Source organism: Bdellovibrio sp. HCB185ZH (assembly GCF_047302455.1).
GTDB lineage: Bacteria > Bdellovibrionota > Bdellovibrionia > Bdellovibrionales > Bdellovibrionaceae > Bdellovibrio.
Genome location: NZ_CP178624.1, coordinates 3,550,008 through 3,562,861, shown reverse-complemented (window position 1 = coordinate 3,562,861; position 12,854 = coordinate 3,550,008). Strand labels below are relative to the sequence as shown.

The following is a 12,854-nucleotide window of genomic DNA, read 5'->3' as shown; positions in this document are numbered from 1 at the left end:
ATGAATTTTCCCACTGACATTTGCATGACAGGCGCAACGGGGCTCGTAGGTAACGAGCTCCTTTTGCTTTTGGGAAGCATCGAACACGTTGACCGTGTCACGGTTCTAACTCGTAAACCCCTGGGCCGCTTTCCGGCAAAAGTTGAAAACATCGTTTTAGATTTCGACAAGCTTGCGACGTCCGCGACCACACTTCAAGCGCACACATTTATTTGCTGCCTGGGAACCACGATCAAAGTGGCAGGCTCGCAGGAAGCTTTCCGCAAAGTCGATTATGACTATGTGATGGAGTTCGCTAAAATCGCCGAGAAAGCCCAGGCGCAAAAGTTCATGGTGATCTCCGCCATGGGAGCAAACGCTGAATCTGCTGTATTCTATAACCGCGTAAAGGGCGAAATGGAGCGCGATCTTCGTAAGCTCAATATCCCGCAAATCGAAATCTTCCGGCCATCCCTGCTGCTGGGAGAGCGCAAAGAACACCGTACTGGCGAAGTGATCGCTAAAAAATTAAGTCCGGTATTCAACGCATTGATGTTTGGGCCGCTTAAAAAGTACAAAGCCATCGCTGCAAAAGATGTTGCAAAGGCAATGGCTCTGGCGGCTTTGAATTTTAATCAGGGACAATTCATTTACGAGTCTGACGAAATTCAAAGAATGTCAGACTCGATCAAATCAGACGTGGGCTTGGAATAAAGAGTCCACGAACTCTTGCGCCGAGAAGGTGCGCAAATCCTGAATGCGCTCCCCGACACCGATCAATTTAATTGGAATTTGCAATTCTTGAGCAAGTCCCACAGCCACGCCACCTTTTGCAGTGCCGTCCATTTTTGTTAATACAGCTCCTGTCAGCTCCAATGACTTATGGAACTCTTTCGCCTGCATCAAGGCATTCTGGCCTGAGTTCGCATCCAGAACGATCAATGTCTCGTGCGGAGCCTCAGGAATAACCTTTGTCATCACACGCTTCATTTTTTTGATCTCTTCCATCAAGTTCGCCTGTGTGTGCAAACGACCGGCGGTGTCCACGATCACCACGTCATAATTTTGCACTTTGCCTTTAGCAACAGCATCAAATGCCACCGCACTTGGATCCGTCACGCCTTCTGGGGAATAAATCTCAACCTGCGCACGGTCGGTCCAAACTTTCAACTGGCCACCAGCTGCTGCACGGAAAGTATCGCCTGCAGCGACCAGAACTTTCTTGCCTTCAGCTGCAAGTTGGGCAGAAATTTTACCGATCGAAGTCGTTTTCCCCGCACCATTCACTCCCACGATCATTAATACCGTCGGACCGCTGGTCGCGAATTGAATCTTAGACAAAATCCCTGCCGCTGGAGCTGCCGAATGAGAAGCAGCGAAAATATTTTTGATTTCTTCTTTCAAGGAGTCACGAACAGTGTCGTAGTCCGCGCGTTCTTTGCGGGAAAGCTTTTCGTGCAAAGCTCCCATCAAACGCTGAACTGTTACCGGCCCCAAGTCACTTGTGTAAAGGATTTCTTCGATATCATCCAAGTGCTGATTTGCATCTCCAGATTTAAACAGGCTGCGAATACGGCCAAAAAGATTTTCTTCTGTTTTCTTAAGAGCTTCAGACAAATCCACGGCCGGCAAATCGGAAACTATTTGACCAGTGGAATCCAAGTGAGCAAGAACCGGTTCTTCCACTGCCATGGTTGGCATTTCACGTTTTACTTCGTGAGTAAGCACATCGGTTTTTTTCTCGGCCTTTTGCTCTGAACGCATGCGCTTCCAAAAGCTAAAGAAAATCACTCCAAAGATGACCGTGAAAAGAACCGCGGCAAGGCCAAAAAGAACTTCGATTTGTGTTTCATGTCCTGGTGACATTTCTTCTCCTTAAAATCGAGGGCTTAAAATCGAGGGCGTAGATAACTGCGTTTTCTAACTCACATTCGCTAGAGAGTGTATTCTCTCTGGACCTTAACCCTAAGCGTTATCAGATATCGCTTCGCATTAATCATCAACAGCTGCTTGCGGCTGCATTTTCACAGCAGTACCTCGCCATCTTAGCCACCATACTGGCACCAGTTTAGAATGTGGCTCTATGGATATTCCAAAATTGATTCATGACCATCCGGAGATCACCATCTTCTTTTCGATGTTCGTTGGTCACCTGATTGGTAAAATCAAAATCGGGCACTTTTCCCTAGGCTCGATTGTGGGAACTCTCCTTGCCGGGATTGCCGTGGGAGTCGCCTACGTGCCCGACATTCCCGAGACCGTGCGTTGGGCATTCTTTGATCTCTTTCTTTTTGCAATCGGCTATTCAGTGGGGCCCCAGTTTTTTTCCAGCCTCAAAAAATCCGCCCTTCCGCAAATTATAATTTCTCTGACCGTCAACATAGGTGGACTGGTCGCCGTGATCGCGTGTGCATATGCTTTACGTTTTGATACGGGGACGACAGCCGGGCTCCTTTCAGGGAGTCTTACTCAATCCGCCGCTCTTGGGACCGGCATCAGCGCCATTCATGAATTGAAGGTCGGGCCCCTGGAGAAAGACCGACTTTCAGCAAATGTTCCAATTGCCGATGCGATGACCTATGTTTTCGGCGATGTCGGTTTAATATTGCTATTGATTGTTATCTTGCCGGCGATATTTAAAATCGATCTTAAAAAAGAAAGCGAAGCCCTTGAGGCCTCCATGCAAAAAGACAGCTCTGCAGAAAGTGAAAGCTTTTTTAAAACTGCGAACAAAGAAACCTTACGGGCCTATGCTGTCACTTCACCCGACTTCATTGGAAAATCGTTAAAAGAAATTGAATCCAACTTCATCAAAGATCGTATCTACATTGAAAAAGTTCAGCGGGGTGGAGACTTTCAGACGGTCACACCGGAGCTGGTTTTAAATCTGGGAGATATCGTCACAATAGGTGGCTGGCGCACAGGATTTATCCAGGGAGTGGAAAAAATTGGACCAGAAATCGACAGTCACGAAATGCTGTCGATAGAATATTCGGAAAGAAAAATCTTTGTCTCAAACAAAGAAGTCGTGGGAAAAACACTCAGTGAGCTTGCGAAAAATGGCCGCGGATTGTTTTTAAAAAAAATTCTGCGTGGTCCCGTCGAACTCCCCCTCCTCCCGCAGCTGGAAATTCATCGCGGCGATATTTTGCATTTAATCGGCTCGACCGAAAATCTAAATCAAGCCACGAAAATTCTAGGCTTTGCCGAAACGGATCCCCACAAATCAGATTTGGCTTTTCTGGCATTTTGCGTGTGCTTGGGAACGGTGCTGGGCCTTCTGTCATTTCACTTGGGAGAGGTGCCATTGGGCCTGGGCTCCAGTGGATCCATTTTGGTCGTGGGATTGATAGCGGGCTGGGCGCAAAGACGTTTCCCGAAAGTGGGCAGTATTCCTGAACCCGCACAAAAACTGCTGATTGATATAGGCTTAATCGTTTTTATTGCCGTGGTCGGTTTAAAAGCGGGGCCCAATGCCGTGGACGCTATCAAAGCCGGTGGAGTGATGATGGTCGCGAAGATTCTGCTCGCGGGCGCCGTGTGCACATTAGTGGGACCTATCTTAGGATTTCTGGTGGGACATTATATTCTTAAGCAAAATCCGGCATTGACCTTGGCATCCTTAGGCGGAGCACAAACTGCCATGCCCTCACTCAATGCTTTGCAAGATGCATCGGGAAGCAAAGTGGTGGCATTGTCTTTCACCCTCCCCTATGCCATAGGAAATATCCTTTTAACTCTTTGGGGCCCCATCGTCGTTGCTGTTTCCAGATTATGGCAATAAGGGACGCCTTCGAGTTAAAACTTTTACCGGAAGCACTTACCTACCAACTATGTCTTTGACCTGAAAACCGGTTCTCGATAGGAATCCTGCTCTGACGAAAGAGCATTATGACGAATCTATTCAATCTAAAAAATCTAGTTCTATTATTTGTCCTAACGTTCAGTTTGTTGCCTGCGTTTTCACACGTTGAAAATCTGTGCCAGGGTTTTGTACCAGCGAATAATCTATATATTCCCGCAGGATTGTATTCCAGCGGCGGCATTTCCGAAGATCAGTTCAACCAGATCATGGACCGCATTGAAAAGATCTATGCCCCTGATTTCGCACCTTCCGAAAGTTTTCAAGTAAGTCGAGAGTGGATGAATGGCACCGTGAATGCTTATGCCACACGTTTTGATAATGTTCGTGTCATCATAATGTTTGGCGGTTTGGCCCGTCACAAAGCCATTGGCGTTGAAGGCATGGCCTACGTGGCCTGCCATGAGGTGGGACATCACCTGGGTGGATCTCCAAAAAGACAAGAAGGTGATTGGAGCGTCACTGAAGGTGGAGCGGATTACTTTGCAACCTTGAAGTGCCTGCGCCGTTTTTTCGCTGAAGATGACAACGAAGCGATCGTCGCAAAACTGAAACTGGATCCCACAGCGAAGGCGGGTTGCGAAACCCAGTTTAGTGACAAAAAAGACCAAATGATTTGCTTAAGATCATCTGAAGCTGCTCGACAAGCCTCCGAATTGTTTGATGATCTCGCTCGCACTGTTAAATCAGCTCAATACAACACGCCCGAGACAAATGAAGTTCCAAATACAATTCTTTTTAGTTATCCGTCGAACCAGTGTCGCCTCGACACAATGCTTGCCGGAATGCTGTGCCAGGTATCAGTCAACGATCGCCTATCAGAAACAGATTATAAGCAAGGTTCTTGCTATACACCTCGCGACAGCGTGGGCTTTCGCCCGCGATGCTGGTTTGCTCCCTAATATTTTCCGATAGATTATTGCTGCGCCATCGCGCGAAGATCGTACTGCTCTTTATAGAAATTCTTTTCAAAGCGTTTAAAGGATTCCAAACGAACTTCTGAGCCCAGAATGTCTTTCATACGAGTGACATTTTCTTTTTCAAAGGCGCGCATTTTCTCAATGCCGTCTTTGATAAAGTCGGGATGGATTTTGTTACGACGCTCCTGAAGTTCCTTCACCGTCGCATTGGCAGCCGCCAAGACCTGAAGGGATTTATCTTCATCGATACGCCATGTTTTTAGCAAATACTGCGAAGCCGCTTTATAGAACTTCTGCTGGAACTCATTATCCCCGTACGTCGCCGTGAAATTACGCGTGTAAATCACCGCATCCGTGTAAGAATCTTTCATCTCGTCCACTTGTGGTGGGTTGAAACGACGGCGTTCTAAATCCGCTGCCCGAGCGGCCGCTTCCTGTTGAGCCCGCGTGCCCAAGGGATTTGAATCTTTACGAACACGGTCCAATGCGATTTCACCTGCAAAAACAATCACGATACCAGCGGCCAGACCCATCGAGGCCCAACGGACTTTTTCGTTCTTACGTTTTTTAACCAGGTCTGCAGGTTTTGCCTGCGTCGCAGAGCTTTGAGAAATCGAAGACACGCGGCCTTCAACAGCTTCCTGGATCTGCTCTTGGACTTTTTGTTTGATCTTATTCCAATCGTTCACCTCAACGACTTGAACGACTTCTTTTTCGACCGCCATGTGAATGTCACGGATCATGCTGGCTTTTTTGTTCATGACATCTTCAACGAGGTCTTGTTCCATTTTTGCCAGACGCTGCGACATTTCCAGACGCATTTCTTCCAGACGCTCTTCTTCACTGCGAGCCATCTGGGATTTTTCTTTTTCCAGTTTTTCATTCAGAAAAATCTTCTGAGCATCAAATTCTTTGAACAGATGATTTTTCTTGTTCTCGACATCTGAAACTTCAATTTGCAGATTGGCCTGTTTTTGTTGAAGCTTTTTAAGGGCTTCTTCTGTGGCGGCGCTGCGTTTCGTGTGATCGTCAATGGAGGATTTCAAAGAATCCAGTGTCTGACGATCGATATCGATATTTTCTTCAAGCTTACGCAATTCTGCAGCAGCCTTTTCACGCAGCTGGTTGAATTCGCGCTCCGCTGTTTCTTTCCGGGAAAGGTATTCCGCTTCTGCCGCTTGTTTTCTGCGTTCGTATTCAGCTTCAGAAGTCTGTTTAAGCTCCGTCGTATCCGCCAGAGTTTTGGCAAGAGCCGTACGGGCTGTTTCCAGGTCTTCTTTGATCACCGCCAAAGCGCTGGAGTTTTTCAACAGGTCTTCTTTAACATTCACCAATTGTTCATGAGTTTGCTGAGCTTGCATGCGGGCGAACTCGATGATGCGGACGGCTTCGTCTTTAGCATCTTTGATCGTCGCGGCATTTTCGTTCTGCGCCGTTTGACGAGCTTGCTCTAAAGCTTCCGTTTTCATTTTCTCTGCAGCTAATGTCGCCTCAGAAATGATGTCTTCAACATCGGCTTTCGCCTTTTGACGAAGGGACTGAACGTACACGTCCACTTCTTCGCGAAGTTCCTGCGCCATATTTCGGGCATCGTGCAAAAGCTGATGCCCCTGACGTTGATAGTCGGCCAGGATAGCGTCGGCTTCTTTGTGTGCTTCTGCGATACGGGTTTGATGAAAGATTTCAGCTTGAGCCTGGGCATCACGGGCTTTTTGGTAAATAGCCTGGGTGCGTTTTTCAGCCTGCTTCTCTCCTTCCAAGACGATTTGTGCCGCTGCACGCTTGGCATCGTGGAGGATTTTCTCTGCTTGGAAAGGTGCCTGGCTTGGTGCCGGCATCGCGATAGTATCTTCGTGACCGGTCTTTTCTTCGTAATCTAATTTTTGCGGAATTTTTGGCACCGACAAAGACGGCGTTAAGGGATTTGCCTCTTGCTTGCGCGCCACGGGAACATCCGGAGCAGGAACCGGTTCTGGTTCAGGTTCCAGCTCTGGCATTGGAGCCGCAACTTCATCGGTTTCAAGATCGAAGACAAGAATGAATTCAGAGCGCCCGAGCTGCAGTTTATCGCTGCTCGTGATATTAACGGGCGTTCCTTGAACCATTTTATTTCCATTTAAGAAAGTGCCGTTGGAGGAGTTCTTATCTTCGATAAAGATTTGATTCCAACGGCGACTGACGACAAGATGCACACGGCTGACGTGAGTGTCGTTTAAAGACAGGTCACAATCCAAGGATCTACCTATGGTAAAGGAATCCTTCATCACCTCTTTGGTGATTGCTTGATCCTTCCTGTGGATGGTTACCGTAAACTTTGTCAAACTCGCCTAGCTCCTGGCAGAGTCCCCTGTTTTTAGGACTATGCCCCCCGAGCGACTGATGGTGCTTTGTTGATCTCGTTGTTTAGAGCATCTTCGGCCAAAGCCTCAACAGCATCTCGGTGTTCATCAAATGGTTTTTCGTGATCCGGATAATTATTGTTATCGGCACGATACCACAATTGATCAAGGGCACTTTCGAAGCGATCTACCATCGAAACATACGAGCGGTCTGGATTAAAGACCGTATTCGTAATATGGGAAGCCAACGAGAACACAATACCCGCGATAGAAGTCCCCATCGCAAATGAAATTTCGTGCAGGAAGCGATCCATGATGTTTTTAGTTCCCTCAAGGTCCTGCATATTCATGGTCCCAAGTTCCTGAAGACCGCCGGCGATCCCGATGAAAGTCCCGAGGATACCACCGATTACGAAAAGTCCCGGCAGCAGACTGATGACGTCATTCGTACTGGACATTGGTAAGATACCAAAAATACGGTTGAAGCATGGGTTGTGCTGGAAAGTCGCTTTAGTGATGTTAATCAACTTTGGCGTCTCTTCAGTCCATTTCAAGAACTTCAATTGCTTCAAAATATCTTTTACCAACCAAGCACAACCCTGGCGGATCAAGAAAATGCGATCGCTGGTAGCCATCACTGAATCCGGCTTACGACGTTTCATACGATCACGTACTTCAAAGATTTCATAATAAGTTCTTTCCAACATGCGTTTTGAAAGCACATAGAAAGAAACATCCTTCACTTTGCCCGGAACTTCTGCGTGCATATAACGATTCACGCGTTTTTCAAATTCAATGGCAAACCATTCGTGACGGCGTACTGTAAAGTAAATCACCGAACGGAAAAACAATCCCAGTACGAATACCGCAGCCATCGCATACGGCAGCCCCAGGATAAAATATTGAGCTATAGCAGCCTTATTCACGTCCCACCCCTTTTATTTCTTTTGATCCATTGAGAAGCGGATGATAACCCGCTGAGCTTTTTTACAGTCATTTTGCTTACAGAATTCAGCCGCCGTAGCAACGCCACGGTTCTGAACCTTCATGACTTCCAGGAAGCTTCGTCCTGAGACCTTCATCAATCCCATCAATTGTTTTTGATGTTCAAAGCGTACGTTGTCTTCATCCAACATGTAATTGAAGATCGACTTCGCACGACGGTATGAAAGGTCCATGTTATACTTCAACGCTTCTTTGTCCCCCGGCTTATTACTCTTAGGATCGATGAAACGACCTTGGTAAGTTGGAGACGCGAAACCCACGATTTCAACCGCAGAAACTTTGTCTGAGATTTTTGGATTACCAAACAGTGAACGAGAGTAAATCGGCATGGCTTTTTCAATGACGCCCTTCATTTCACGTTTCAATCTGTCCGAGTCATTATCGAAATATTGCTGACCGAAATCCAAGACCACGTCACCCGTCTGACCATCGATTTCAGCTTTGATACCCGCCTTGGCGAAGCCTTTACTGATTTCGTTTGCCACGGCTTTACGTGCTTCGATTTCTGCGCGAGCAGCCGCAAGTTGACCTTCTGTTTCGCCAAGCTTGCCTTTCAAGTTACCAAGTTCACCTCTAAGGTTCCCGACTTGCCCTTGAAGTTGTCCCAACTGACCTTTTGCTTGACCCAACTCACCTTGTGCAGCTGCCAATTGTCCTTTAGTTTGCCCCAGTTGACCTTTTGTAGAACCAAGTTCTCCTTCAAGTTCGCCAAGCTTACCTTTCAAGTGACCCAATTGACCTTTGGTTTGACCCAATTCGCCTTTGGTGGCTTCAAGTTGTCCACTTGTTTGTGCCAGTGCACCCTTGGTATTCATCAATTCACTGTTAACAGCTCCAAGTTGTCCTTTAACTTCACCCAACTGACCTTGAAGACCACGGGCTTCGCCCTCTTTTTGAGCCAACAAACCTTTGGTTTTATTAAGATCGCTTTGTGTCTGACCCAACTGTGCGTTGGCTTCTTGCAACTGAGCATTGTATTGAGCATTCGCATTGCTTAAGCGAGCGATGTGGGAATTCGCATCGGCTTTTGCTTGCGCCATTTGCTTTTCAAACTTTGCTTTGTTCATCTTGTTGGCTTTGTAAGCCCACTTTAGTTCAGCGACACGTTTTTGTAGTTTATCTTCAGTGGCAGCGATTTGCTGCTCACCCTGAGCGATCAACTGTTTCTTTTGTGCGATGTCTTTGTTCAAATCCGTGATTTGATTTTCTTGATCGTCGATTGTAACGTCTTGATCTTTGATCAAGTCATCACGGTTGATGATTTTCGCTTTTGCCATTTTATTGGCATTCATCACGTTACGAACCATCTGCTGATACTTATTAAGTGCTTTGGCTTTTTTATCATTTTCCAACGCTTGCTGCACCAATTTGTCTTTTTCAGACTTGGCGTCCTCTTGAAGAAGCGTCAGCTTGTCCATCAACTCTTGATATTCCTGCGCTTCGTCCTTCGGCGCTTGGTTTGCCAAATAGTCGTTCTTCACCGACTCATACATATTGAGTTGATGCTGAAGCTCTTCGACTTGCATCGTAAGCTTTTGATTTTCGATTTGTCCTCTAAGAGCGTCTGTTCCGGTTCTTAAACTTGCTACGACATATAGAAGTAGAAAGATCGTACTAAGTCCCAAGAATAAGTCTGAATACGATGTCCAGAAGCTATCCTCAGAATGGCCACCCTTGTGTTTTTCATAATTGAACGACATAACAAACACACCCCACTGCAGCTAAAAGCTTAGCAGGGACTAAATCCGAGTGGGTGTATCATTTATAGAAATCCCGACCTTTATTGAGCTAAAAACGTCAATTTGTATTCCACCAACTGAGTCTAGGACACGAATGTTCGAATTTTTGTTTAATGTTTATTCACGTTAGTCTAGGAGAAGTGAGACTGCAAACAGTTCAGATGTTTCAACAGTTTATGCGCGTTTCCTTGAACATTTTCTCATAGGTGAAAGTTTCTGGAGCGAATTTGTATTTTGCAAAGACACTGATGTGTATCACGTCCAACTATTTATTATGTGTCTTTTTCTCTCGGTAAGGACAGTGTCTGCATCCGGAGTTGCAGCAATGACCACGCTTTAAGTGATTCAGCTCGGTGAAAACTTGATAGCCGGTTTTTGGATCTATATAAAACAGTTTTCCCTCTGAACATGCCTGTTCATGGAGTCTTTCTATTTCTTGTTTTTCTTTTGATTCACTCACAGGGAATTAAACTTTTTGAGTCAGTTCAGCGAGTTTGATTTTGCTTAAATATGCCATCGAGTGATTCTCGAGACCTGCGGTTACATCACACATGATTTTTTTCATCGCGCAGGAAACTGCACATTGCTTCAGTGGCTCTTTATCAGGAGTGTTCAACAATGGTTTTCCAGACACAGCCATATAGATATCTTTAAGAGTGATGTCTTTGCGTTGTTGATTCAAACGCACTCCACCCGCTTTGCCTTTAAAGCTTTCCACTAAACCTGCTTCAACAAGTTTCGCGAGCAAACGACGAATGACTGTGGGATTTGTACGAATACTTGATGCCAATACTTCAGAGGTCATCAGCTCACCCTGGTGGTAGCTAAGAACCGTCATGATATGAACTGATACAGAAAATCTTTGATCAAGCATGGGACCATTATAGCCTATGACGCATAATTAAACAACGAGAAGCATTTTTAGCCTCCAAAACACCCCTATTTTCAACCATTTGAGGAATAGTCATTTTAAATGTGCGTTTTACTGTTGCATTTAAATTTGAATAGGTTCATATTGTGCTTGTATCGGTTACATTTAAAAGGAGTCCGAGAAATGGCAAACAATCAAATCCAAGAAGCTCTAGAATGGCGTTACGCGGTTAAAAAGTTCGACCCGTCTAAAAAGATCTCTGATAAGGACTTCAATACTTTGTTGGAATCTTTAAAACTCGCCCCTTCTTCTTATGGAGTCCAACCTTGGAAGTTCCTGGTGATCGAAAACCCTAAGGTCCGTGAAGAGTTAAAACCTGTTTCATGGGGCCAAACGCAGATCACAGATGCGAGCCACCAAATCGTCTTCTTATATAAAGACGTAATGGATGAGGCCTTTGTACAAAAGTACATCGAGCGCATTGCTGAAGTTCGCGGTGCAAGCCTTGAATCTCTGCAAGGGTATAAAGAAATGATGATTAATAATCTGGTGAAAGCCCCGGAGGAAAAAATCAGAGTTTGGTCTCAGCGCCAAGCCTATATCGCCATGGGTTTTTTACTGGAAACTGCAGCCCTTCTGAAAATTGATGCCACTCCGATGGAAGGCTTCAGTGCTTCAGATTATGACCGCATCCTTAAACTCGAAGGCACCGGATGGAAATCCGTAGCCACCGTAACATTGGGATACCGTCACTCTGAAGATTCGTTTCAAAATCTTAAAAAGGTCCGCTTTGCTGACGAAGCACTGATTGAATACGTGAAGTAGACCTGTCCTGAAAGCCTTGTACCCTTCCTCCGGTACAAGGCTTTTTCTTTTATTAAACGGTGAAAAAGATCCACCCACTTCGTTGTCGGTGCTTTCCTCGCTCCGACGTACTGATAAGTACGCCTCCGCTGCGGGAAGCGCCTCCGCCTCGCGTTTGGACCTTTTTGACCGTTTAATTGAAATTTTTAAAATTTTGGGCGTGAACTCTATTAACCGTGGGGAGCAAGCCTAAGACATGCAAAGCTCCACAGGGAGTCGGACACCTTGTGGGGCTTTGTCTGTTTTGAAGTTTCAAGAATAATTAGAAGTAATAAACGTCGAAAGGGATTTGGCCTTTTTGATGAGCTTTTTCAGGGCCGCTGCCATACACACGAACTTCGATGTATTTTTCTTTTACGATCACAACAACGGGATTCAAGTAGCCTAAACCCAATGCATCTTTGGGTTTAATCACGTGAGCTTGCGCATCGGAAAAGCGGAACTCTTCCAAAAGTTTTAGCGTATCGGTTTCACGGATCGCCGTTTCAAGTTTTGCGTCCATCACTGCGAAATCAAGATCGCTGGTTTTTTCATAGGCTTTGCCATTCACGAAACTGCCATAAAGAACGATCGGCGCCTGCCCTTTTCCTTGCACCAGGAATTTTTCCTGTAAACGCATAGCTGTTAGCAACACGTCCGCACCTTCAATCGCAATTGGTGAATCTGTCAGCTCAGAGATATGTTTGAAATAAAGGTCAAAGGTCTTTTCAAGTGGGGCCTGACGCTCAACCATCATGTATTTAAACCATGTACGCACATTGGAATATTCAGAAACCATCACATCCAAATGACGCTTAAAGAATTTCACCGGGCCGTCTTTGGAGTATTTCAAGAGCTTTACGTCATTATAGTTATCAAAAACCAACTGCATCATCTCGCGCTTTTGCTCGGGACTCAGCTTCGCAAAACGAACTTTAACTTGATCCAAGGATTGAGATTTTTGATCAATTGTTTCAAAGCCCATCAACTTTTGATAGCTGGCCATGGCATCCAAAACCTTTTTGGAGTTCACATGTTGAGCGATAAATTTGGCATAGGCCTCGGACTGTGGAGCTAAGTTCGCATCACTGTCATACTTTGTTTCAAAAACATGGGTGCACATGTACTTAACGGCATGGGCCTGACTGACCGTCAGGAATGCCAAAGAGGCCAAAAGAATTTTGGAGAGTGTGATCGAACTTTTCATATCGGGACCCTAAGAAGCAAGAAGTCCACCACCCTAAAAACGACCAGGGCTCATTAGACGGGTCCTTAAGTGTACATATGGTAAACAGG

General features: G+C 45.8%; 11 protein-coding genes. 4 read left to right on the top strand and 7 right to left on the bottom strand.

The annotated features are described in order from the left end of the window. Positions 1–693, top strand: coding sequence for an oxidoreductase (locus ACLSU7_RS17320; protein WP_413293149.1), 693 nt, complete (start codon positions 1–3; stop codon positions 691–693). On the opposite strand, the gene ftsY is transcribed toward ACLSU7_RS17320, so the two are convergent. Then, positions 673–1,845: a signal recognition particle-docking protein FtsY gene (ftsY, locus tag ACLSU7_RS17315; protein WP_413293148.1), complete on the bottom strand. Its 1,173-nt coding sequence runs from the start codon at positions 1,843–1,845 to the stop codon at positions 673–675. The two genes, ACLSU7_RS17320 and ftsY, sit on opposite strands and share 21 nt — an antisense overlap. Before the next feature lie 217 nt (positions 1,846–2,062). On the opposite strand from ftsY, the gene ACLSU7_RS17310 reads away from it, so the two are divergent. Then, entirely contained in the window at positions 2,063–3,763 is a 1,701-nt protein-coding gene (locus ACLSU7_RS17310; RefSeq protein ID WP_413293147.1) for an aspartate:alanine exchanger family transporter, read from the top strand. Between the two features lie 107 nt (positions 3,764–3,870). Beyond that, positions 3,871–4,743, top strand: a complete 873-nt coding sequence (locus tag ACLSU7_RS17305; RefSeq protein WP_413293146.1) for a hypothetical protein — start codon at positions 3,871–3,873, stop codon at positions 4,741–4,743. Positions 4,744–4,757: 14 nt separating this feature from the next. Here ACLSU7_RS17305 and ACLSU7_RS17300 read toward each other — a convergent pair whose 3' ends face one another. From ACLSU7_RS17300 to ACLSU7_RS17280, 5 genes are all read right to left on the bottom strand, one after another. Then, a complete protein-coding gene (locus tag ACLSU7_RS17300; RefSeq protein ID WP_413293145.1) occupies positions 4,758–7,082 on the bottom strand; it encodes an FHA domain-containing protein in 2,325 nt (774 codons plus the stop codon). 38 nt (positions 7,083–7,120) lie between these two features. Next, a complete protein-coding gene (locus tag ACLSU7_RS17295; RefSeq protein ID WP_413293144.1) occupies positions 7,121–8,026 on the bottom strand; it encodes a hypothetical protein in 906 nt (301 codons plus the stop codon). 12 nt (positions 8,027–8,038) lie between these two features. Then, positions 8,039–9,805, bottom strand: a complete 1,767-nt coding sequence (locus ACLSU7_RS17290; protein ID WP_413293143.1) for a microtubule-binding protein — start codon at positions 9,803–9,805, stop codon at positions 8,039–8,041. Between the two features lie 304 nt (positions 9,806–10,109). After that, complete coding sequence (locus ACLSU7_RS17285) at positions 10,110–10,304, bottom strand: DUF5522 domain-containing protein (RefSeq protein ID WP_413293142.1); 195 nt, start codon at positions 10,302–10,304, stop codon at positions 10,110–10,112. Between the two features lie 6 nt (positions 10,305–10,310). Beyond that, positions 10,311–10,718, bottom strand: a complete 408-nt coding sequence (locus ACLSU7_RS17280; RefSeq protein WP_142701038.1) for an RrF2 family transcriptional regulator — start codon at positions 10,716–10,718, stop codon at positions 10,311–10,313. Positions 10,719–10,898: 180 nt separating this feature from the next. Here ACLSU7_RS17280 and ACLSU7_RS17275 point away from each other — a divergent pair, with 180 nt between their 5' ends. Further along, positions 10,899–11,540, top strand: a complete 642-nt coding sequence (locus tag ACLSU7_RS17275; RefSeq protein WP_413293141.1) for an NAD(P)H-dependent oxidoreductase — start codon at positions 10,899–10,901, stop codon at positions 11,538–11,540. Positions 11,541–11,841: 301 nt separating this feature from the next. Here the strand turns inward: ACLSU7_RS17275 and ACLSU7_RS17270 are convergent, their stop codons facing one another. Further along, positions 11,842–12,765: a hypothetical protein gene (locus tag ACLSU7_RS17270; protein ID WP_413293140.1), complete on the bottom strand. Its 924-nt coding sequence runs from the start codon at positions 12,763–12,765 to the stop codon at positions 11,842–11,844. Positions 12,766–12,854: the final 89 nt, after the last annotated feature.

What these genes read in the sequence shown, in the direction of transcription:
- ACLSU7_RS17320 (WP_413293149.1), top strand. Translation starts at nt 1, where the DNA reads ATGAATTTTCCCACTGACATTTGCATGACAGGCGCAACGGGGCTCGTA.
- ftsY (WP_413293148.1), bottom strand. Translation starts at nt 1,845, where the DNA reads ATGTCACCAGGACATGAAACACAAATCGAAGTTCTTTTTGGCCTTGCC.
- ACLSU7_RS17310 (WP_413293147.1), top strand. Translation starts at nt 2,063, where the DNA reads ATGGATATTCCAAAATTGATTCATGACCATCCGGAGATCACCATCTTC.
- ACLSU7_RS17305 (WP_413293146.1), top strand. Translation starts at nt 3,871, where the DNA reads ATGACGAATCTATTCAATCTAAAAAATCTAGTTCTATTATTTGTCCTA.
- ACLSU7_RS17290 (WP_413293143.1), bottom strand. Translation starts at nt 9,805, where the DNA reads ATGTCGTTCAATTATGAAAAACACAAGGGTGGCCATTCTGAGGATAGC.
- ACLSU7_RS17280 (WP_142701038.1), bottom strand. Translation starts at nt 10,718, where the DNA reads ATGCTTGATCAAAGATTTTCTGTATCAGTTCATATCATGACGGTTCTT.
- ACLSU7_RS17275 (WP_413293141.1), top strand. Translation starts at nt 10,899, where the DNA reads ATGGCAAACAATCAAATCCAAGAAGCTCTAGAATGGCGTTACGCGGTT.
- ACLSU7_RS17270 (WP_413293140.1), bottom strand. Translation starts at nt 12,765, where the DNA reads ATGAAAAGTTCGATCACACTCTCCAAAATTCTTTTGGCCTCTTTGGCA.